General features: G+C 65.1%; 24 protein-coding genes, 1 pseudogene and 1 riboswitch. Of the genes and pseudogenes, 10 read left to right on the top strand and 15 right to left on the bottom strand.

Going from position 1 to position 20575, the window contains the following annotated elements; genetic code table 11:
• Window positions 1-239 precede the first annotated feature (239 nt).
• Window positions 240-362 carry a hypothetical protein gene (locus tag EYE42_RS16530; protein ID WP_281277827.1) on the top strand — a complete coding sequence of 41 codons (123 nt, stop codon included), beginning with the start codon at window positions 240-242 and terminating at the stop codon, window positions 360-362.
• Between the two features lie 9 nt (window positions 363-371).
• On the opposite strand, the gene EYE42_RS15355 is transcribed toward EYE42_RS16530, so the two are convergent.
• The 4 genes from EYE42_RS15355 to EYE42_RS15345 all read right to left on the bottom strand — a co-directional run bounded on the left by EYE42_RS15355 (window position 372) and on the right by EYE42_RS15345 (window position 2461).
• Window positions 372-1274, bottom strand: coding sequence for a sugar kinase (locus tag EYE42_RS15355; RefSeq protein ID WP_170309516.1), 903 nt, complete (start codon window positions 1272-1274; stop codon window positions 372-374).
• Window positions 1213-1581, bottom strand: coding sequence for a hypothetical protein (locus tag EYE42_RS16525; RefSeq protein WP_281277828.1), 369 nt, complete (start codon window positions 1579-1581; stop codon window positions 1213-1215). Before EYE42_RS16525 ends, EYE42_RS15355 begins: the two co-directional genes overlap by 62 nt.
• A gap of 32 nt (window positions 1582-1613) precedes the next feature.
• Window positions 1614-1991: a GntR family transcriptional regulator gene (locus EYE42_RS16520; RefSeq protein ID WP_281277826.1), complete on the bottom strand. Its 378-nt coding sequence runs from the start codon at window positions 1989-1991 to the stop codon at window positions 1614-1616.
• A gap of 284 nt (window positions 1992-2275) precedes the next feature.
• Window positions 2276-2461, bottom strand: a complete 186-nt coding sequence (locus EYE42_RS15345; RefSeq protein WP_130992188.1) for a hypothetical protein — start codon at window positions 2459-2461, stop codon at window positions 2276-2278.
• 8 nt (window positions 2462-2469) lie between these two features.
• On the opposite strand from EYE42_RS15345, the gene EYE42_RS15340 reads away from it, so the two are divergent.
• On the top strand, window positions 2470-3177 hold the full coding sequence (locus EYE42_RS15340) for a DUF3800 domain-containing protein (RefSeq protein ID WP_130992187.1): 708 nt from the start codon (window positions 2470-2472) through the stop codon (window positions 3175-3177).
• 135 nt (window positions 3178-3312) lie between these two features.
• On the opposite strand, the gene EYE42_RS15335 is transcribed toward EYE42_RS15340, so the two are convergent.
• From EYE42_RS15335 to EYE42_RS15305, 7 genes are all read right to left on the bottom strand, one after another.
• Window positions 3313-4269 carry an IS1595 family transposase gene (locus EYE42_RS15335; protein ID WP_130992186.1) on the bottom strand — a complete coding sequence of 319 codons (957 nt, stop codon included), beginning with the start codon at window positions 4267-4269 and terminating at the stop codon, window positions 3313-3315.
• A 497-nt stretch (window positions 4270-4766) separates the two neighbouring features.
• Window positions 4767-5534, bottom strand: a complete 768-nt coding sequence (locus tag EYE42_RS15330; protein ID WP_165455821.1) for a DUF1217 domain-containing protein — start codon at window positions 5532-5534, stop codon at window positions 4767-4769.
• 7 nt (window positions 5535-5541) lie between these two features.
• A complete protein-coding gene (gene flbT / locus EYE42_RS15325) occupies window positions 5542-5946 on the bottom strand; it encodes a flagellar biosynthesis repressor FlbT (RefSeq protein WP_130992184.1) in 405 nt (134 codons plus the stop codon).
• Window positions 5943-6308 (bottom strand): flagellar biosynthesis regulator FlaF, encoded by a 366-nt coding sequence (gene flaF, locus EYE42_RS15320; protein WP_130992183.1) that lies wholly within the window; start codon window positions 6306-6308, stop codon window positions 5943-5945. Before flaF ends, flbT begins: the two co-directional genes overlap by 4 nt.
• Before the next feature lie 73 nt (window positions 6309-6381).
• Window positions 6382-7227: a flagellin N-terminal helical domain-containing protein gene (locus EYE42_RS15315; protein ID WP_130992182.1), complete on the bottom strand. Its 846-nt coding sequence runs from the start codon at window positions 7225-7227 to the stop codon at window positions 6382-6384.
• 171 nt (window positions 7228-7398) lie between these two features.
• Window positions 7399-7716, bottom strand: a complete 318-nt coding sequence (locus EYE42_RS15310) for a hypothetical protein (RefSeq protein WP_130992181.1) — start codon at window positions 7714-7716, stop codon at window positions 7399-7401.
• Window positions 7713-7949, bottom strand: a complete 237-nt coding sequence (locus EYE42_RS15305) for a rod-binding protein (protein ID WP_130992180.1) — start codon at window positions 7947-7949, stop codon at window positions 7713-7715. Before EYE42_RS15305 ends, EYE42_RS15310 begins: the two co-directional genes overlap by 4 nt.
• A gap of 105 nt (window positions 7950-8054) precedes the next feature.
• Here EYE42_RS15305 and fliK point away from each other — a divergent pair, with 105 nt between their 5' ends.
• The 3 genes and pseudogenes from fliK (at window position 8055) to EYE42_RS15290 (ending at window position 11282) form a co-directional block, all read left to right on the top strand.
• Entirely contained in the window at window positions 8055-9716 is a 1662-nt protein-coding gene (gene fliK, locus EYE42_RS15300; RefSeq protein ID WP_130992179.1) for a flagellar hook-length control protein FliK, read from the top strand.
• 13 nt (window positions 9717-9729) lie between these two features.
• A complete protein-coding gene (locus tag EYE42_RS15295) occupies window positions 9730-10392 on the top strand; it encodes a flagellar hook capping FlgD N-terminal domain-containing protein (RefSeq protein ID WP_130992178.1) in 663 nt (220 codons plus the stop codon).
• Window positions 10393-10595: 203 nt separating this feature from the next.
• A pseudogene (locus EYE42_RS15290) lies at window positions 10596-11282 on the top strand (ribulose-phosphate 3-epimerase).
• A gap of 444 nt (window positions 11283-11726) precedes the next feature.
• Here the strand turns inward: EYE42_RS15290 and EYE42_RS15285 are convergent.
• Window positions 11727-11966, bottom strand: coding sequence for a hypothetical protein (locus EYE42_RS15285; RefSeq protein ID WP_130992177.1), 240 nt, complete (start codon window positions 11964-11966; stop codon window positions 11727-11729).
• An 88-nt stretch (window positions 11967-12054) separates the two neighbouring features.
• On the opposite strand from EYE42_RS15285, the gene EYE42_RS15280 reads away from it, so the two are divergent.
• The 5 genes from EYE42_RS15280 (at window position 12055) to trxC (ending at window position 18090) form a co-directional block, all read left to right on the top strand.
• Window positions 12055-12834: an SDR family oxidoreductase gene (locus tag EYE42_RS15280; RefSeq protein WP_130992176.1), complete on the top strand. Its 780-nt coding sequence runs from the start codon at window positions 12055-12057 to the stop codon at window positions 12832-12834.
• A gap of 77 nt (window positions 12835-12911) precedes the next feature.
• Window positions 12912-13000, top strand: a riboswitch (glycine riboswitch).
• Between the two features lie 155 nt (window positions 13001-13155).
• Window positions 13156-14289 carry a glycine cleavage system aminomethyltransferase GcvT gene (gene gcvT, locus EYE42_RS15275; RefSeq protein ID WP_130992175.1) on the top strand — a complete coding sequence of 378 codons (1134 nt, stop codon included), beginning with the start codon at window positions 13156-13158 and terminating at the stop codon, window positions 14287-14289.
• 4 nt (window positions 14290-14293) lie between these two features.
• Window positions 14294-14653: a glycine cleavage system protein GcvH gene (gene gcvH, locus EYE42_RS15270; protein WP_130992174.1), complete on the top strand. Its 360-nt coding sequence runs from the start codon at window positions 14294-14296 to the stop codon at window positions 14651-14653.
• A gap of 81 nt (window positions 14654-14734) precedes the next feature.
• Window positions 14735-17572, top strand: coding sequence for an aminomethyl-transferring glycine dehydrogenase (gcvP, locus tag EYE42_RS15265; protein ID WP_130992173.1), 2838 nt, complete (start codon window positions 14735-14737; stop codon window positions 17570-17572).
• Window positions 17573-17649: 77 nt separating this feature from the next.
• Window positions 17650-18090, top strand: coding sequence for a thioredoxin TrxC (gene trxC, locus EYE42_RS15260; protein WP_130992193.1), 441 nt, complete (start codon window positions 17650-17652; stop codon window positions 18088-18090).
• A 12-nt stretch (window positions 18091-18102) separates the two neighbouring features.
• Here trxC and argC read toward each other — a convergent pair whose 3' ends face one another.
• The 3 genes from argC to EYE42_RS15245 are packed head-to-tail and all read right to left on the bottom strand — an operon-like array spanning window position 18103 to window position 20452.
• Window positions 18103-19014: an N-acetyl-gamma-glutamyl-phosphate reductase gene (argC, locus tag EYE42_RS15255; RefSeq protein ID WP_130992172.1), complete on the bottom strand. Its 912-nt coding sequence runs from the start codon at window positions 19012-19014 to the stop codon at window positions 18103-18105.
• Between the two features lie 53 nt (window positions 19015-19067).
• Window positions 19068-19397 carry a DUF779 domain-containing protein gene (locus EYE42_RS15250; RefSeq protein WP_130992171.1) on the bottom strand — a complete coding sequence of 110 codons (330 nt, stop codon included), beginning with the start codon at window positions 19395-19397 and terminating at the stop codon, window positions 19068-19070.
• Complete coding sequence (locus tag EYE42_RS15245; RefSeq protein WP_130992170.1) at window positions 19394-20452, bottom strand: DNA topoisomerase IB; 1059 nt, start codon at window positions 20450-20452, stop codon at window positions 19394-19396. Before EYE42_RS15245 ends, EYE42_RS15250 begins: the two co-directional genes overlap by 4 nt.
• Between the last annotated feature and the right edge of the window lie 123 nt (window positions 20453-20575).

Raw genomic sequence — 20575 nt, 5'->3', positions numbered from 1 at the left:
GTTCAAACTGCGCGTCGCTTAACCAGAACTCCGAAGCCATGTCCGTCCTCCTGCTTCAAACCGCAGGGAATCACACTTCGGCCCAGCGGGGAATCCCGTTTATGGGTCCAGACACTAGGCGCGCGTCTTGTTCAGAGTTGGAAGTCTGGCAGCCGGTCCTGCCGCTTGCCTGTGTTTCCGGACGGCGGGTCGCGCCGTGGCAGGACAATCCGGCGCGAACGGTGGCAGGGTTCCTGGGAATGGCCGAGGTGTTCCCCCCCGCCCTGCGCAGCGATCCAGGCTTTGCGGCAGAGCTGGCGGCGGCGCTATCGGGTCTGGTGCGGAACGGCACGCGGGCCATGGTCGCCGAACGGATGGGGTGAACCCCACCCCTACAGCCCCTCGGCCACCAGGGCACCGCGATGGCGGATCACCTTGCGGCTGAGGTCGTGTCCCGCCGCAATCGCCGCCGCGCAATCCGCGCCCGACAACCAGGCCGCCAGATAGCCGGCGTTGAAGCTGTCGCCTGCCGCCGTTCTGTCCGCGGGGGTTTCAGGTTCAAGGCCGGTGATGATCCCGAAACCCTCGTGCCCGCCAAAGCGGATCGACCCGCCGCCGTTCTTGACCACCACCTGCCCCGCGCCCCGTGCCAGATAGCGCGTGACGGTTGCCTGGGGGTCGGCATCGCCAAAATGCACCGCTTCGTCGTCAAAGCTGGGCAGCACCAGATCGGCGCCCGCCGCCGCATCGCTGATGCCCTGCCGCATGATGCCCGCATCAGTCCGCAGGCGCGGGCGCAGGTTCGGGTCAAAGACCACGCGCGTCCCTGTCGTCCGGGCCCGCGCCAGCGCCCCCAACAGGTTCGTGCGGGCTTCCGGCGGCAGGATCGCCATCGTGATTCCCGAGAAATAGGCGACCGTCGCCCCGTCGAGCGCCGCGTCCAGGACCGCCGGATCATCCGCCAGCCCCCGGGCCGCGGATGTGTCGTGCCAATAGGCGAAACTGCGTTCGCCGTTCGTCAGACCGATGGCATACAGCCCGATTTCCCGGTCCGGATCGCGCCCGATATGGGTGGTGCCGACCCCCGGGGCCGCCAGAAAATCCACCATCTGCTGGGAAAACGCGCCCGTGCCCACGCGCGACAAGTAATCGACCTGCCAATCCGCGCCCAGCAACCGGCGCAGATACCAGGCGGTGTTCAGCGTGTCGCCCGCGATGCCCGGCCGCCACAGGTCAGGGTGGTCCGCCCGGCCCAGTTCCACCATCGCCTCGCCCAACGACAGGATGCGCGGCATTATGCAGGTCCGGGGCGGCAGAACAGGACCAGTCCCGGACCACGCCGGGCTGCCGGCCCCTCGAAACGCCCAAAGGCCGGGCTGGCCGGCACCAAGGATGGAAAAATCCGCCGGATGTCAAACCGGATCGCGGCCGTGGTGACAGAGATATGCGGATCGGGTCCGTGCCATGCGTGCTGCATCGAATCTTCTTCCAATCGGTGAAATAGTCGGGCTGGGCCGCCACCATCAACGGGATTTCGGTCAGCATCGGGCACAGATGGTTGCGCATGGCATTTTCGGCAGCGTCACGATCTCTCTGCCGCAGGGCATCCAGAATCTGCTGGTGCTGGCCGATGGTCAGGCTGCGGTCAAGCTCTGCATCGACAGGTACCGCAACCGGTTCATCTGCGCCTTGAGGCGATCCAGAGCCGCCCAGACAGGTTCCTGCCCTGCGGCACGGGCCAGAAGTTGGTGGAAACGATCGTCTGATTCGATGAAGCTCTCGACATCCGCTGCCTGATCGGCGCGATGCTGAAGGGCGATTTCCTCTTGCATCCTGGTCAGAGCATCCGTTTGGCAGGATGCGGCGACGATCCGGGCCAGGTTGGCCTCGACCGCCTCGCGGATGAAGCGCGCCGACAAAACAGCCGAAATCGAAATCCGGCTGACAAAGGTCCCGCGCTGCGGCCAGACCTTGGCCAAGCCTTCGCCGGCCAGGCGGCTGATGACCATCATGGAAGCGATCTCGGTCTGGCTGATGCACGCTCCGGGCGGCAGTTCGCCCTGCTGCACGCGTCGGCGCAGCCACCTGTGGACCTGCGCGGCCGCGCTGGGCGGAATGATTAGTCACGCTGTATTTAAGATCCTTCCTTTCCACGGGCAAAGTTATGGCGATTATATACTTCGCAAACAGGCTACCCAACTTGTAAGCTGAACCTACGAATCATGGAGGTTTATGTATGCCGGTGTTTGTTGTTGCCTACGGTCTAAACGTTCCAAGCCAGTCTGCGGGAAGTGGCTCAATGATCGCGGCCTTTAGCATCCTGTTTCCCGCCCCTGCCCGTTTCAATGACGCTCGACGGCTTATCGGTCGTCCGCATAGCTGCTAGTGCACGATCAAACGCTGCTTCATCCTCGTCCGCCTCGACTTCGCAGGCGAGGTCTTTGAACTTGTCGGATTGACTCTGCGGCGGTTTGTTACTCATGTTCTTCCATGTTCGTTGATGTTTATATTGATGAAAGTAGTCAAACACAGTGCCGCTATCTTATGCTGGGCGGCGTTGTAATACGGACAGATGCGGCTCCAGAAGCCGCCGCAAAACTGATTGAATCCAGGTCTCCAGAACTTGCACACGGCGAGATGAAGTGGGGCAAAGTCTCACGCTCCAAAATGGCCGCCTACACTCGGCTTGTTGACTGCTTCTTTGATGACCCGTCCTTCGTGTCCGCTCAGTTCCACAGCCTTGTTGTTGACACTAGCAAGGTAAACCACCGCGCTTATAACGACGGCTCATCAGAGGTGGGGTTCAACAAGGAAATATACCAGCTAGCTAGTAAGTTTGCGCGGCTCTACGGTAGCGCATACTTCTATGTTTACCTAGACCAGAGAAACACCAACCAAACCCCGGAAGATTTGCGTCTTATCCTCAATCGCGGCAGGCGCAAGGCGGGGGATCGCCGTGATTGGCCTTATCGGCGCTGCCAATTCCGAAACAGCAAAACTACTCCGCTGCTGTGGGTGTCTGATATCTTTGCTGGTGCAATAGCTTTCCATCTTAATGGGCATCGCACCAAGCAAGACGCATCACCCGCACGATCCGAACTATCCGACTATATTCTTTATCGTTCAGGCGTAAGAAACCCTAAGATAGACACAGCCAAGGCTGGCAAGTTCACAATTTGGCATCGGCAACTTCGCTAAGATCGTCCCCCGGTAGTAGGCAAGCGCTACGGCTGCCACTAGCTGTCGCTAGCTCCTCCAGCCTTAGGTTGGAGGCTCCTACCGAGGGAGTCGATCTGACAATAACACAAGGCGTCACTTGACACAATAGACTACTTAGTGATACGCGCGCGAGGCTTTCGAATCAGGCCCTTGATATGTGAGCCGTTTGCCGCGAGCGCCGAGAAGCGCTAGCACCGACCGTTCCGCATCCTCAACGCCATTGGCGGAGCGGTGATTATAACGGAACTCGAACTCGGCAACGTAGCGGTGCAGGTGCTTCTTGCCGCAGTGCTGGTAGACGCCCTTCATGCCGAGCTTGAAGATGCTGAAATAGCCCTCAATCGTGTTGGTGTGGACGTCGCCGCGCACATATTCGCCCGCACCGTGGCGGGTGAAATCATGGCCTGCGAAGTCGTCCGACAGGCTGCGATACTGGCCTGCTTCGTCGGTGTAAACGGTCGCCTCACGGGCAATGTTCTCGCGCAGGATCGGCAGCAGAGTCGTGGCTTTCAGGTCATCAACGACCATGCTCTTGGCGCGGCCTGTGCCACGATCCACCAGTGACAGAACCTTGTGCTTATGAGCATAGCCACGGCCTTTCTTCTCACCTTTCGGCTTCACGCTGCGGTCGTTACCGATGAAGGTTTCATCAACCTCAACAACACCGCCGCCAGTGCCGAAGCCTGCCAGGGTGTCGTCCTTCATCGCTTCACGGATACGGTGTGCCATGAACCATGCAGTCTTGTAGGTCACTTCGAGCGCACAGTGCATTTGATGTGCGCTCACGCCTTTCTTGCTGCTGGTCATCAGGTAGACGGCTTGCAGCCACTTGTGCAGCGGCACCTTGGACGCCTCAAAGACGCTGCCGACGCGGACGGTGAACTGCTTCTTGCAGTCGCCGCACTTCCACAGACCATTGCGAACGCGCTTCTCAATGTTGGCAGGGATTTTAACGCCAGTGCCGACCACGCCGCAGTGCGGGCATTCCGTGCCGGTCGGCCACATCACCTGCTCCAAGTGAGCAAATGCGGCTTCTTCGTCGTGGAAGTAGGGGCGGCTCAGGATCGACATGGCAAGGTTCCTTTTCCTTACCATCGATCTAGTCGATCACGATTCTATTTGCAATGTATATAATCGCTTTTTTTATGGAGGAGATGGATTTTCCCCTTTAGTCAGATGAATGCAGGCGTCAATTCCGCGCGCTGCGAGAGGGTCGCAGAAGCAGTCGGCCTCGTATCCCGTCCGGCAAGCGGCACCATTGCAGCGGGCAGCGACGACAGCAATGTCCGCCGTGTCCGTGCAGTCGCTGGCCTTGCTTGGAACCCTTTGGCCAAGGATATGAAGATCAGGACACACGGTCCTGCCGTTGTCTTGCACAACGTCGGGCCGAGGTGATCCGCCTGCATGGGAATATCGGGCCGACGCCTTTGCCATTCCTGCCTGGCGTGATGGTTTGCAGCGAGGAAAAATATTTTTGAGGGAATGAATCGGGCATGGCCAGGGGCCATCCTGTCCGAAATGGGCCGCCGCCCCTGGAATCGCCACCAGAAAGGCGCGGTCGGCCACCCTTATCGGGTCAGAAGACTGAGAGCGGCGCTATAGCGGTTGCTGCCGGTGTTGGTCTGAGCTTGGGACAGGGCCAGGAAGCGGGTGATGAGCTTGTCTACGGTTTCGGCGGTGCCGAGCTTGGCAAAGCTGCTGCTGCCAAGAACACGTTCGGATGCCTTGGTGAACTCCTCCACCTGCCGATCGACAGACAGGCCGCCCATCGACGGGCTGAATCCGAATGCGCCTTCGAAGACCCTGCGGAGGGGCTTGTTGCCCAGAACCTCGAACCACATGGTCCGATCGCTGGAAGCACGGGTTGCAAAGGTCTGAAGTTCGTTGCGGGCATTCAAGGCAAGGCGATAGCTTTCGTCGCTCTGGCCGACACGCTTCTGGAACTGTTGCTGGATATAGGCTTGGGTCATGTCTTCCCGCGTCGCGGCCTTGTCGCGCGTCTGGAATTGCTGCGCCAGCTTGAGATAGCGCTTGTCCCCCAGCCGGTTGACCAGAGACGATCTGTCGCCAAGATCGGATTCCAGAACCTTGCGGATAAATGCCTTGTTGGCCAGATCGCCATCCAGGCCATGAGCCCCCAGGGCGACCTGCAACATGCGGTAATCGCCAACCAGATCCTCTGCCGTCGTGCTGGCCGTCAGGTTTTCGCGAAAATATCCGGTCGCCCGCTGGATCATCGCATCCTTGGCGGTGATTTCTATTTGACGGGCCTCGGTCCGCTGCAGGACACGCCAGCCTGCAATGCCGCCCAGTCCGATGCTGATGGCCGGGGTCATGGCGTCCTCACTGGCGGCGTGCCTGCAAAAGCTGCTCTTCGAGCGGCAGCAGTTCGCGCAGCCGACGCAAGGCAGGATAGATCGCATCGTCCTCGACGCTGGCGGCAGCGTCCCTTAGCGCCGCTTGCGCCGCGGCCGTGTCGAACACCTGCGCAAGCTGGGCGATGGCCAGCCGCAACTGCCCTCTGCCCTCGTCGGGTCGGGCATCACCCGACAGGATCAGTTGCGCGATATAGCAGGCGCGGGCGACAGGGGTAATGGCGCGGTCGGGATGAATGGCGTCCTTGAGACGCAAGACCCGGGCATTGGGCGTACGGATGGCGATCTTGGACCGGCGGTCGCCGTTCTCTATCACCGCGCCGTTGATCAGAACCCGTTCATTCGGGGCCAGTTTCAGGACCAGGCCGCTCATGCCGCGGCCTCGTGGCGCAGGCCGCGCATAAGGGCTATGTTGACGTCGACCAGCGGGTCTACCTGGGCAGACCCGGCCAGCGCCTGATGACCCTGGCGCAACGAGAACGCAGCAAGCGAAAGAAGCCCTGCCTTGACCTCATCGGGCAGCGCGTTTCCGGGGCTGGCCAGATCGGCGGCCAGAATGGTCCACAATTCGTTGTTCTTGTGAACCGCCGCGATCAGGTCGGGGCCGAAGCCGCCGCCTGCTGCCCGGCGCAGCAGATGAGTAACCCGTGAAATGACTTCGTATTCGGCGTCGCGCGCTGTGCGGACGACGTTGCTGCCGTAGCCATGCCCGGCAAATGACGGAACCGCGTTCAAGGTTGACCTTCCTGATCTGGGGGGTTCGGCGGGAGAGGGGAAGGGGCGCCAGGGGCGCCCCTACCGATCGGGATCAGCGGAACAGCGACAGGATCGCGGACGGCGACTGGTTGGCGATCGACAGCGCCTGGATGCCAAGCTGCTGCTGGGTCTGCAGCGCCTGCAGGCGGGCCGAGGCCTCCTCCATGTCCGCGTCCACCAGCGAGCCGATGCCCACCTTCAGCGAATCGGCCAGCTTGCCGACGAAATTCGCCTGGTCTGCAATGCGCTTGCCGGAAGAACCCAGATCGGCCGCACCTTGGACGGCGACATCGATCAGGGCCTCGATTTCACCGATGGCGGTTTGGGCGGTTGCGCGATCGCTGATGGTGGTGATCGTCGCGCCTTCGATATCGACCTCGAAATCGACGCCTGCCACGACGATGTTGCCGGCGGTGGTCACGGCGGTGCCGTTCACCCGGTCAAGCGAGCCCAGAACGGTGAAGCTGGTGCCACCCGAACCATTCACATCGGTTGCCAGCAGATTGATGCCGTTCAACTGCGAAGCGCCGATGATCGAGGCGATCTGTTCCTGCTTGGCAGCAATGTCGGTCTGGATCTTTCCGTAATCGGCCGCGTCATTGGCCGCGCCGATCGCCAGTTCCTTCATTTCCTTCAGCAGGTTGGTGATCTGCTCGGCACCGGCGCGGGCAGTTCCCACGACCGCGTCGGCCACGTTCAGGTTCGACTGGATGGCCTTGAAGGCCGACTGATCGGTTTCCATCACCTTGGAAATCGCCCAGACCGCCGCGTTGTCTTTGGCGCTGTTGATGGATTTGCCGGTCGAGATTTCCGACTGTGCCTTGTTCAGGCTGGAGTTCACGTTCTTGAGGGTCTGCAGGGCGACGATGGCGCCGTTGTTGGTCAGAATACTGGACATCTTATCCTCTGATATGATGGATGCTTTGCATCCGCTGTTTGGCGTCTTGGCCTTCTGACCCCGGGCGCTTGCCCTGTGCCGTTTTCGGCATGACCGCAGTCCTAGCAGCCGGTGATTGATGGATAGTGAATTTGCCTCCGCCGCTCAAACTTTGAACACAAAGGATTTTATTCAAAACCGCTGGGGCAGGTCCGCTGCGGTGGCGGTCTGGCGGCGGCGGCCCGTGCTGTCATAGGTTTGCAGCGTCCGGGCGGTGGCAAGAATGTCCTTTATCTGGTCGATGGCGCGTTGCGTGCCGCGCGCCGAATCCTCGGCCAGGCGGCGCAGATGCAGCAGCGCCGCTTCGAATTCGGCTCGGGCTTCGGGCGTGATCCGGTCCCGCTCCAGCCGTTTGGCCAGAAGCTCGATCCGGGCCAGGGTCAGAGAGGCGTCGCCGGCCACAAGGGCGTCCTGAACGGCGTCCAGCAGGGATTTGTGAGCGGGCTTCATGACAGATCCATTCGCGTTGCAAGACCCAGATCAAGCTGCGCCGCCAGCACTGCGGCATATTCCCGGGACAGAAAGCTGCTGAACTGATCCTCGCCGATACCGCCGCCAAAGGCGCCCTCGGACGTCCGAGGGCCGCAGTATTTCAGCATCTCCTCGAGAAAGGCCTGTTCCAACTGGTCTGCGGAACCGGGCTTTGGTGGTGCGGGCAAGGCGGGAATCGGCGTGACCAGCATGGTTTCCTCGATTTGGAACGGTTTTTTTCTGGATAACCGACCGCGGTAAATAAACAGTAAGAAATTCGGGTTATCAAATGTGAGGTTCAACCGGGAATCTCGGGGATGTCGCAGAGCATGGTCTTGCCGATCACGATCGCCTTGCAGGCCACGGCGCCTGCCGAAACAACGCCGCGAATCGAGGGCGATGAGTCTGGTACGGATTTTTCACTGGGCGCAGACCCTGCGGGGGGTCTTGCCGCATGGCCTCCAGTGGACAGCCAGTCCTGGACCGATGCCCCCTCCGACCCTCTGCAACGTCTGGTCGAGGCGCTATCGGGAATAAGCGGTGCCCTGTCCGAACGGCATGACAAAAGCACCGTCCAGAAAGCCGACAGGGATCTGCCGGCGGAGGTATCGCCCATGCCGGACGGCCTGCCGATGGAAAAGGCCATGCCGATGCCGGACGGTGCGGTCGTGGGCGCGGGGGAGGGTCAGCCCCCTGACAGCCGCACCGCGGACCAGGATTTGCTGTTCCCGCTGGCCAGCCTGCAAACCGCGCCCATCCCCCCTGCCGCGACCCGGGGGGCGGACGCAGGGCTGATCCCCGGCCTGCCGCAACCCACCGCCCCGGCTCTTTCCGACATTGCCCCAGACAGGGCGGAGCCGGCCGGTCTTCCGAAAGGCGCCGCGCCCGAAGGGCCGGGTCCTGGCCATGCAGGTCCTGCCGGGCCCCTCGAAAAAGGGGCTTCGGTCGGCAACGCTCATCTGGTGCCCGCCGATCCGCTGGCGACGCAACCTCGGACATACACGACGCAGGGGCCAAGCCTTGCCGGACGACTGCCAGCCGGCGTTCCGGCCACCGAGGCCGATCTGGTGCCCGCCGATCCGGTGGTGCGGGCCCGCACGGAAACCGAGGGATCCGATCTGGTCGAATCGCGTGCCGGTCTCTCCGGTCGGGCCGTTCGGATTTCCCGGCAGATCGCTGAACCCGCGCGGCCGGATGACCCTGCAACCGCAACCCGAACCCTTGAAAAGACAGACCTTGCGGAACGGCTTCCCGCCGATGTCCAGGCCCGCGATACCCGCCTGCTGCCCGCCGATGCGCTGGCGGCGCAGGGCAGGATGGCGGCCGAGGAACCGGGTCTGGCCAGCCCCCCCCCTGCTCCGACCCCCTTTGCTGGCCGTCCGATCGTCAGACCGATTCCCGGACCGGGGCCGGATGCCCCCGTGTTCGATATGTCCCTCCCCGACAGGACAGCTTTTTCCGAAAGCCTCTTTGCCGACATTCCGGCCCTTGATGCCGGTCTGTCACCCGCCGATCCGCTGACGGCGCAAACCCGCATGGCCGAGGGGACGGGCCTGGCCGATCCGCGCTCTGCCCGCGCGCTCCCCGTTGCCCGGCAGATCGCCGAGGCTTTGGTCATAACCCGGGGCGAAGTGGTCGAGATCGCCCTGGCGCCCGAGGAACTGGGCCGGCTGCGGATGGTGGTATCGGGACCCGATCAGGCGCCGCATGTGACGATCTGGGTCGAACGCCCCGAGGTTCTGGACCAGTTGCGCCGCAACGGCAGCTTTTTGCAGGAATGCCTGGGCGACGCCGGAATGGGGCAGGCCTCGTTCGAGTTCCGGGGCGACACGCCATCTGATTCTTCCGATCAGCGGGACGATCCTGCCGGGCTGGCCCCCGACGGTCGCGCCGGAATTTCAGCAACCATCCCCGCGCCGGTCGTACCCCTGGCCTGGACGCCGGTCGCCGTTTCGGCCCGGCTGGACATCCGCATCTGAAAGGACATTCCTCATGATCCCCTCGCTTGGCGGCGCGCCCGCTGCAACCTCGGCGACCGCGACCGGCACGGCCAACGCCTCGTCGGCCATCTCGGCGAATTTCGACACGTTTCTGAAGATGCTGACAACGCAACTGCGCAACCAGGACCCGCTCAATCCGATGGAGGGCAGCGATTTCGCGGTCCAGCTTGCAACCTTTTCCGGAGTCGAGCAGCAGGCCCAGACCAACAAGCTTCTGGCGCAGATGGCCGCTCAGCTTGGCGATGGACTGGGGCAGGTTGCGACATGGATCGGCAAGGAGGTCCGCACGACCGAGCCTGTCTGGTTCGGCGACGAACCCGTGACCCTGGACATTGCACCGGACAGCCGCGCCGACAGCGTCGTCCTGGTTGCGCGCAATGCGGCCGGGGCTGAAATCGCGCGCGAGGAGATCGGCCCCGGAGAGGGTCAGATCGACTGGTATGGCCGCGACGCCCAAGGCGGGAAACTGCCCGACGGCCGCTATTCCTTTACTGTCGAAAGCAGTCGCGCGGGCGAGGTGATTTCCGAAGATCCGGTAGGGGCCTATGCCAGGGTCGTCGAGGCCGAAATGGGGGCCCAAGGTGCAAAGCTGATCCTTCTGGGCGGAGGATCGGTCCTGGCCAGCGAGGTCGAGGCGTTGCGCGACGCGCGGTAAAAAAACCGGCGTGGCCATGGAACGACCGGACGCGGCTGCGCCATCCGGGTCATTGGCAAGACAGTTCTTGTGCCGCCGCCGTTCCGGCCGTGTCAGTGTCTGCCTCTGCCCATGGGCGCTTTGGGGCGGGCGTGACAGGACGGACTTGACGGGACATGGGCACGAAGAGCCAAGGCCTGCCAAGTGTTGCCAAAAAGATTGCCGTGGCCTTCGACCGGTCCATCAAGTTCGCCCTGTCGATCCTGCCTGCCGATTTCGCCGATTCCGGACGCGAAATCCAGGCGATCGAGGCGCAGGGCGCCGGCGGGGTCCATGCGGATGTCATGGATGGCCATTTCGTGCCGAACCTGACGTTCGGCCCGCGCGCCTTGCACGCTTTTCGTCCCCATGTCCGCACGGTCATGGGCGTGCATCTGATGATCGCCCCGGTCGATCCCTTTATCCAAGGCCCCTGCCGAGGCGGGTGAGGACATCATCACCGCCCATGTCGAGGCGGGAGCCCATGGCCCCCCTACCCTTCAAGCGATCCGGGCCACCGGGAAAAAGGCGGAAATCGCGCTCGATCCCGGCACCCCTGTCAAGACAGTCGGATACCTGCCGGATTCGTGCGACATGGTGCTGGTGATGACGGTGAACCCCGGTTTCGGCGGGCAGAAGTTTCATCGCACCCAGATTGAAGATCGCCAGGCTGCGCGGCATGATCGGCGACCGGTCCCCATCCTCAGGGAGATGGCTGCATCGACCCGGCCACGGCTCCCCTGGCCGCCAGGGCCCGGGCGGATGTGCTGGTGGCGGGGTCGGCCGTGTTCCAGGGCGGCTCGGTGAACCGGGCAAAGGCTTATGGCGCCACCATCGCGGCCATCCGAACGGCCGCGCAGGCAGCAGCCTGACACCGGCTGTGGCGTATCGCCGGATCAGGATCTGACCAAAACATTCCCTCGGTGCCAAGGCCGGGTGTCGCGATGCGGCCAGTGACGCCGGCCGCAGGGCCAGATGCAGCCCGCCGTCCTGCGGCGGCAGCCAGCCGATGACATCGGCTGGCACCTTGTTCCAGGAAACCAGGATCGAATGATCGTCGGCTGCGGAAGCCAGCCGGCGGTGGAACAGCTCATGCAGCGTCCCTGACGGCGCCGGTCCACTCCGGACCGAATCGCTGGCCCTTTCGCGTGCCTTGGCGGTCAACCGGGCGGATAGGGACAGCCTGCACGGCCCCCCATTGCGCAGTCGCAGCCCGGACATCGCCCAGTCGTCGTCAGAGCTGCCCGCACCCGCCGGCAGAGAGCCACATCGCGACAAGGGTGGCGGGTCAGACGTTTATCACCCCAGACATTCTCTCACCCGCCACCCAAAGGCTTCGGCCCCCTACCCATCCCCGCCGGACCTGGGCCATGGCAGAGAGCCTCGGCCCGCTCCTCGGCTCGGCCCAGATCGCCGGAAAGGGCCGGATCAGGACAGGAAATCGGCCTTTCGTGTCCGGGCTTGCCGATGATGGGGCCGATTCGCGCCTGCGCGAAATAGCCTCGGGGGCCTGCCTTGCCGGGTTCGTCGTCATGGATCGAAGCGGCCCTGGGCATCACCACCCCCCCTGGCCGCCTGCTCCCTCCTTGGGTTTGACATTTCCCGCTTGGCGCGCATTCTGCCGGCAGAGCAGGAGGGATGGTCATGGATCTAGGCATCAGGGGAAAGCGCGGACTGGTCTGCGCGGCGTCGAAAGGGCTTGGCCGCGGATGCGCCGAGGCCTTGGCCGAGGCGGGGGTCGATCTGGTCGTCAACAGCCGCACCGAATCCGAAATCGCCCGTACGGCCGCTGAGATTGCCGCGAAACACGGTGTCAGCGTGACCCCGGTTGCCGCCGACATCACCACCGACGAAGGCCGGGACCGCGTGCTCGACGCCGTGGGTCAGGCCGACATTCTGGTCACGAACGCGGGCGGCCCGCCCCCCGGCGACTGGCGGGACTGGAACCGCGATGACTTCATCCGCGCCATCGATGCCAACATGCTGTCGGCCATCGCGCTGATGCAGGCCCTGGTTCCCGGCATGATGGATCGCGGTTGGGGCCGGGTGGTCAACATCACCTCGGCCTCGGTCCGCTCACCGGTGTCGGTGCTGGGCCTGTCCAACACGGCGCGCGCGGGGCTGACAGGCTTTGTCGCCGGCATGTCGCGGCAGGTGGCGGGCCACGGCGTCGTCGTGAACAACCTTTTGCCCGGCATCCATGCCACCGACCGGGCGGTCAGCCTGGACACGGGCGTGGCCGAGAAGCAGGGCCTGTCCCTGGACGAGGCGCGGCGCCAGCGACAGGCGGGGATTCCCACCGGCACCTATGGCGAAGCGGCGGATTTCGGCGCCGCCTGCGCCTTCCTGTGCAGCCAGCAGGCCCGCTTCATCATCGGGCAGAACCTTCTGCTGGACGGCGGCGCCCTGAACGCCACGCTTTAGGCCGCCGGACCATCCCGGCGGCAGGGGGTGTCCGACAAAAGGCTTGCCTTGCGCCGAACGCGCGGCTAGCTCTCGTCCATCGGAATTCGGGAGAAGCTGGCCCGCGCCAGTGCCGAAGGAGCAGCCGCCCCGGCGAACTCTCAGGCAGAAGGACCGTTTTCCGCCAGAACTCTGGAGAGTGGCGTTCGCGTCCGCCGAAGGGATAACGATCTCAGGCGCCCGAAACGGTTGAACCGGGCCGGGCAGGGACAGAGGGGGCATCGAACGGGCATCCGCCCGCAACCCGATGCCGGCTGTCCGGCTGTTTGAGAAGGAGGTCGCATGACCGACGATCCGCGCCGGACTCCCCTTTACGATCTGCACAGGTCGCTGGGCGCCCGCACCGTGCCCTTTGCGGGTTGGGACATGCCGGTTCAATACCCGATGGGCGTCATGGCCGAACACCTGCACACCCGCGCACAGGCGGGGCTGTTCGATGTCAGCCACATGGGACAGGTTCTGGTGACGCCCCGCGACGGCCGCATGGAAACAGCCGCCCTGGCCCTGGAGCGCCTGATCCCCGCCGATGTCCTGGGCCTGGCGCCGGGGCGGCAACGTTACGGGCTGTTCACGAACGACCGGGGCGGCATCCTGGACGACCTGATGTTTGCCAACCGGGGCGATCATTTCCTGCTTGTGGTCAACGCCGCCTGCGCGGATCGGGACATCGCCCATCTTCAGACTCTGGCGGGGGTGCAGGTGACGCCCGTCGCCGACCGCGGATTGCTGGCCCTGCAAGGGCCGCTGGCGGCGGATGTGCTGGCCCGGCTGGTGCCCGAGGCAGCCGACATGCGCTTCATGGACAGCCGGGTCCACGCCTGGAACGGGGTCGATCTGTGGATCTCCCGGTCTGGCTATACCGGCGAGGACGGGTTCGAGATCTCGGTTCCTGCCCCGGAACTGCACTCCTTTGCCCAGGCCCTGCTGGACCAGCCCGAGGTGGCCCCCATCGGCCTGGGCGCCCGCGACAGCCTGCGGCTGGAGGCCGGAATGCCGCTTTACGGGCATGACATGGACCCGGATGTGACCCCCGCGCAGGCCGCGCTGGGCTGGTCGATCCCCAAGGTCCGGCGCAGCGGCGGCGCGCGCGAAGGCGGCTTTCCGGGAGATGACGCGGTGCTGGCGGAACTGAGCAGCGGACCGGCGGCGATCCGGCGCGGCCTGCGCCCCGAGGGCCGGGCGCCCATCCGCGAAGGCGTGGCGATCTTTGCCGAGGCCGAGGGGGGCAGCCCCATCGGCCACGTGTCGTCCGGCGGCTTCGGGCCGTCGGTCGGCGGTCCGGTCGCCATGGCCCGCCTGCCTGCGGAACTGCCGGATGGCGCAACGGTCTACGCCGAACTGCGCGGCAAGCGCGTTCCCGCCGCCATCGTCCCCCTGCCCTTCATCACGCCGTCCTACAAACGCCGAGGAGCCTGAACCCATGCTGAAATACACCCAAGACCACGAATGGCTGCGCGCCGAGGGCGACGAGATCGTCGTCGGCATCACCGCCCATGCCAGCGAGCAACTGGGCGATGTCGTCTTCATCGAACTGCCCGACGTGGGCCGCGAGGTCGCGGCGGGCGAGGAGATCGTGGTGATCGAATCGGTCAAGGCGGCATCCGACATCGCGGCCCCCATTGCGGGCACGATCACGGCGGTCAACACGGCCCTGTCCGACGCGCCGGGCCGCGTGAACGACGACCCGCTGGCCGCCTGGTTCTTTCGCATCAAGCCCACCGATCCCGCTGCCCTGGACGGCTTCATGGACGAGGCCGCCTATCAGGCGCTGATCGGCTGATGGCCAAGCCGGGGGCTGTCTGCCCCCGGACCCCCGAGGATATTTGAACCAAGGCAAAGACGCCCTGGAGAGATGGCGACCATGACCCGCTGGACCCCCACCGACTACAACCCCGACGATTTCGCCAACCGCCGCCATATCGGGCCGTCCCCGGCCGAGATGGAGGCGATGCTGAAGGCTGTCGGCGCCGACAGCCTGGACGCGCTGATCGAGCAGACCATCCCCGCCGCGATCCGGCAGGACCGGGCGCTTGACTGGCCCGCCTTGTCCGAGGCGGCGCTGCTGGAGCGGATGCGACAGGTCGCGGCCAGGAACACCGTGATGACCAGCCTGATCGGCCAGGGCTATTACGGCACGGTGACGCCCCCGGCGATCCAGCGCAACATCCTGGAAAACCCGGCCTGGTACACGGCCTATACGCCCTATCAGCCCGAAATCGCCCAGGGGCGGCTGGAAGCCCTGCTGAATTATCAGACCATGGTGGCCGATCTGACCGGCCTGCCCATCGCCAATGCGTCCCTGCTGGACGAGGCGACGGCGGCGGCCGAGGCGATGGCCATGGCGCAGCGGCAGTCCAGGTCCAAGGCTGATGCGTTCTTCGTGGCCCATGACCTGCATCCCCAGACCATTGCCGTGGTCGAAACGCGGGCCGCACCCCTGGGCATCCGCATCGTCAAGGCCTCGATCGACGACCTGCAACCCGATCAGGTGTTCGGTGCGATCTTTCAATATCCCGGCACCTACGGCCATATCCGCGACCTGAGCCCGGACATCGAGGCGCTGCACAAGGCGGGCGCCCTGGCCATCGTGGCGACCGACCTTCTGGCGCTGTGCCTGCTGAAGGAGCCGGGGGCCATGGGGGCCGACATCGCGGTGGGATCGTCGCAGCGGTTCGGCGTGCCGATGGGCTATGGCGGGCCGCACGCGGCCTTCATGGCCTGCCGGGACGATCTGAAGCGTACCATGCCGGGGCGGATCGTGGGCGTCAGCATCGACGCCAAGGGCAACCAGGCCTATCGGCTGTCGCTGCAAACCCGCGAACAGCACATCCGCCGCGAAAAGGCCACGTCCAACGTCTGCACCGCGCAGGCGCTACTGGCGGTGATGGCGTCCTTTTATGCCGTCTTTCACGGCCCCGTCGGCCTGCGCGCGATTGCCCAGCGGGTGCATCTGCACGCCGTCACCATCGCCGATGCGCTGCGGGCCGCGGGGGCCGAGGTGGCGCCCGAGGCGTTCTTCGACACCATCACCGTCAAGGTGGGCGTGGGCCAGGCGGGCATCCTGGCCGCCGCCCGCCAACGCGGCATCAACCTGCGCCGCGTGGGCCGCGACCGGGTGGGCATCAGCGTCGATGAAACCACCGATGCCGGCGTGATCCTGCGGCTGCTGGATGCCTTTGGCATCGCCGATGCGGCCGAACCCGCGACCGCCCCGGCCATCCCCGAGGATCTGCTGCGGGAATCGGATTACCTGACCCATCCCGTCTTTCACATGAACCGCGCGGAATCCGAGATGATGCGCTATATGCGCCGCCTGTCGGACCGCGACCTGGCGCTGGACCGGGCGATGATCCCGCTGGGATCCTGCACCATGAAGCTGAACGCCGCGGCCGAGATGATGCCGATCACCTGGCCCGAATTCGGCGCGCTGCATCCCTTTGCCCCCGTCGATCAGGCTGCGGGCTATGGCGAGGCGATCGCCGATCTGACCGGGAAGCTGTGCGAGATCACCGGATACGACGCCTTTTCCATGCAGCCCAACAGCGGCGCGCAGGGCGAATATGCGGGGCTTCTGACCATCGCCGCCTATCACCGTTCGCGGGGCGAGGATCGCGATGTCTGCCTGATCCCGGTTTCGGCGCATGGCACCAACCCGGCCTCGGCGCAGATGTGCGGCATGAAGGTCGTGGTGGTGAAGTCGGCGCCGAACGGCGACATCGACCTCGAGGATTTCGCGGACAAGGCCGCCAAGGCGGGCGACCGGCTGGCGGCGGTGATGATCACCTATCCCAGCACGCATGGCGTGTTCGAGGACACCGTGCGCGAGGTCTGCGACATCACCCACAGGCATGGCGGGCAGGTCTATATCGACGGGGCCAACATGAACGCGCTTGTCGGACTGGTCAAACCGGGCGAGATCGGCGGCGATGTCAGCCACCTGAACCTGCACAAGACCTTTGCCATCCCGCATGGCGGCGGCGGCCCCGGCATGGGACCGATCGGGGTCAAGGCGCATCTGGCACCCTTCCTGCCGGGCGATCCGCGCGACGACGACAGCGGCGCGGTCAGCGCGGCGCCCTTTGGCAGCGCGTCGATCCTGCTGATTTCCTGGGCCTATTGCCTGATGATGGGCGGGGCGGGGCTGACGCAGGCGACGCGGGTGGCGATCCTGAACGCGAACTATATCGCCGCCCGCCTGGCCGGGGCCTATCCGATCCTGTTCATGGGCAACCGGGGCCGGGTCGCGCATGAATGCATCATCGACACGCGGCCCTTTGCCGAACATGGCGTCACCGTGGACGACATCGCCAAACGGCTGATCGACAACGGCTTCCACGCGCCCACCATGAGCTGGCCTGTCGCGGGCACGCTGATGGTGGAACCCACGGAATCGGAGACCAAGGCCGAGATCGACCGCTTCATCACGGCCCTTCTGGCGATCCGGGACGAAATCACCGAGGTTGCGGAAGGACGGATCGCGGCGACCGACAGCCCGCTGCGCCACGCCCCCCACACGGTCGAGGATCTGGTGGCCGACTGGGACCGCGCCTATAGCCGCGAGCAGGGATGCTTTCCGGCGGGCGCGTTCCGGGTGGACAAGTACTGGCCGCCGGTGGGCCGGGTGGACAACGCCTATGGCGACCGCAACCTGGTCTGCACCTGCCCGCCGCTGGAAGCTTATGCCGAGGCGGCGGAATAAGGCAGCCGCAGGACAGGCCGCACCGGCTTGAACCCCGCCATCGCGGCCTCATATTCCCGTGGAAACAGGAGGCCATGATGTCGCCCAGAAAGATCGTCTGTCTGTCCTGCGCGCAGACCAACCGCGTTCCCGCCGACCGGCTGGATGCCCAGCCGAAATGCGGCACCTGCGGCGCGCCGCTGATGCCCGGGAAACCCGTTGCGGTCGATCCGGCGACGCTGGACAAGGCGGCGCGGACCGATCAGGTGCCGCTGTTGGTGGATTTCTGGGCGCCGTGGTGCGGCCCCTGCCGGATGACGGCACCGGAATTCGAAAAGGCCGCGGCCGCGCTGCAAGGCCGCGCGCGGCTGGCCAAGATCGACACTCAGGCCCATCCCCAGGCCTCGGATCGCTGGAACATCCGGGGCATTCCGGCCTTTGTCCTGTTTCGGGACGGCAGGGAAATCACCCGGCAGGCCGGCGCCCGGCCCGCCGCCGATTTGGTGCGTCTGGCCGAAGGGGCCGTTGCGGCGCCCTAGGTCCGGGCCATGCTAGAGCCCGGCGCCTTCGTCGGCCCCCAGCATGATGTTCAGGTTCTGGACCGCTGCGCCAGAGGCGCCCTTGCCCAGGTTGTCCAGAACCGCGACCACCGTGGCGCAGCCGCTCTGCGCGTCCCCCTGCACGGTGATGCGCAGCCGGTTGGTGTCGTTCAGGTCGGTCGGCACGATCCGCGCCCCGGGATCGTCCCCGACCTCGATGAAGCGCTGCCCGGCATAATGGTCTGACAGCACGGCGGTCAGGCTGTCCAGCGTCCTGCGGTCGTTCAGGAACAGCGGCACCTGCACGACCATGCCCTGCGCAAAGTTGCCGACCGCCGGCGCAAAGATCGGCTGCCGGGTCAGGCCCGCGTGGGTCATGATTTCGGGGATATGCTTGTGCCGCTGGTTGAGGCCATAGACGAAATGGGCCGGAGCCTCGCCGCGGTCGTATTCCGCAATCAACGCCTTGCCGCCGCCGGTATAACCGCTGACGGCGTTGATCGACAGCGCCTCGTCCGGCGCGATCAGGCCCGCCGCGACCAACGGCGCCAGAATCGCAATGGCGCCGGTGGGATAGCAGCCGGGATTGCTGACCCGCCGGGCGCCCGCGATCCGGTCGCGCGCGCCCGCGTTCAGTTCGGGGAACCCGAACACCCAATCCGGGTCCACCCGGTGCGCGGTGGATGCGTCGATGATCCGCGTGTCCAGATCCCGCGCCAAGGCCACGGCCTCGCGCGCGGCATCGTCGGGCAGGCACAGGATCGCGACATCCGCCTGTTCAAAGGCCGCACGCCGGGCATCGGCATCCTTGCGGCGGTCGGGGTCGATCCCGATCAGGCGGATGTCGTCGCGCGTTTCCAGCCGCTCGCGGATCTGCAGCCCCGTGGTGCCCGCCTCGCCATCGATGAAAACGCTGTATGCCATGGTCCGATCCCCTTTGCTGGGGGCGTTATAGGCGACGGCCCGCGTCCTGCCAATCAGACCGAACAGATTTCCGACCGGGTGAGGAACCGTTTTTCCCGACCGTTGTCCAGGCTGAACATGCCGCCGCGTCCCGGCACCACGTCGATGATCAGGTCGGTATGGGCCCAGGCCTCGGCCTGACTGGCACTGATGTAGAACGGCGCCCCGCCGATTTCGCCCAGCTTCACGTCGCGCTCGCCCACGCGGAAATCGCCCTGCGGATAGCACATCGGCGACGACCCGTCGCAACAGCCGCCCGACTGGTGGAACAGGACCGGGCCGTGATCGGCCACGATCTCGGCGATCAGGTCCAGGGCGGCGGGGGTGGCGGTGACCGTGCTCATGTCTTCAGCCTTTTCTTCAGGAACTCCAGCACCTGCCGCTCTTCGGGGCGAAGGCCGGGTTGTTGCAGATCCTCCTCGATCTCGTCGCGCAGTTCCAGCTTTAACTCATCGGCCAGATAGGCGTCGATGACTTCGGGATGGACATAGCATTTGCGGCAGATCGTCGGGGTGTTGCCAAGCCGGGCCGCGACCCGTTCGATGGCCTCGCGGATGTTGCGCTTGGCGGCGGCTTCGCTGTCGCCTGTCTCGTATTCCGCAAGGGCCAGGGCCGCCAGCACCGTGCCGGTCCAGGTGCGGAAATCCTTGGCGGTGACGTCCCGGCCGGAAATCTTGCGCAGATAGCCGTTCACCTCGGTCGAGGTGACCTTCTGCCGCTGTCCGTCGTCATCCAGATACTGGAACAGGTGCTGGCCGGGAATCTCTTGCGCGGCCCGCACGATCCGGGCCACCCTTCGGTCCTTCAGGCCCAGGTTCCACTCCTTGCCGGACTTGCCCTTGAAGCGGAACCGCACCTGGCTGCCGTCAAAGGTCACATGCCGGTCGTGCAGGGTAGTCAGCCCGTGCGACTTGTTCTGCCGGGCGTAATCGGCATTGCCCACGCGGATCATGGTGTTTTCCATCAGATGGACCACGGTCGCCAGCACCTTTTCGGCGGGCAGTCCCCGGCGCGACATGTCCTGGTCCACACGGTCGCGGATCTGCGGCAGGGCATGGGCAAAGTCCAGCATGTGGTCGTATTTGGCGCTGTCGCGGATGGCGCGGAAATCGGGGTGATAGCGGTATTGCTTGCGGCCCTTGGCATCGCGCCCCGTCGCCTGGATATGGCCGCGCGGATCGGGACAGATCCAGACATCGGTATAGACGGGCGGAACCCCCAGGGCTGCGAGCCGCCGGCGTTCGGCACGGTCGGTGATGATGTGCCCGTCGGGGTCACGATAGCAAAACCCCTTTCCCGACCGCTGCCGGGTGATCCCCGGCATGTCGTCGTTGACATAGACCAACCCCGCCTCTTTCGCGGCATCGCGGGGGTCGGGGATGGCGGTGTCCTTGGGCATGCGTTGAACCGGAAGCGATCGCTTCCGGTTCAACGCCGTCCCCTGCCGTTGGTTGCGCCGACGGGAAGGGTTGCACAACGGCAGGGAACGTGCGGCGACGGGCCAGGTTCGCCCCGGCCCGCC

Origin of the sequence: Paracoccus subflavus, assembly GCF_004310345.1 — a bacterium.
GTDB lineage: Bacteria > Pseudomonadota > Alphaproteobacteria > Rhodobacterales > Rhodobacteraceae > Paracoccus > Paracoccus subflavus.
Note: the sequence above shows the minus strand (reverse complement) of the source record. Positions and strands in the feature narration are given on the sequence as shown.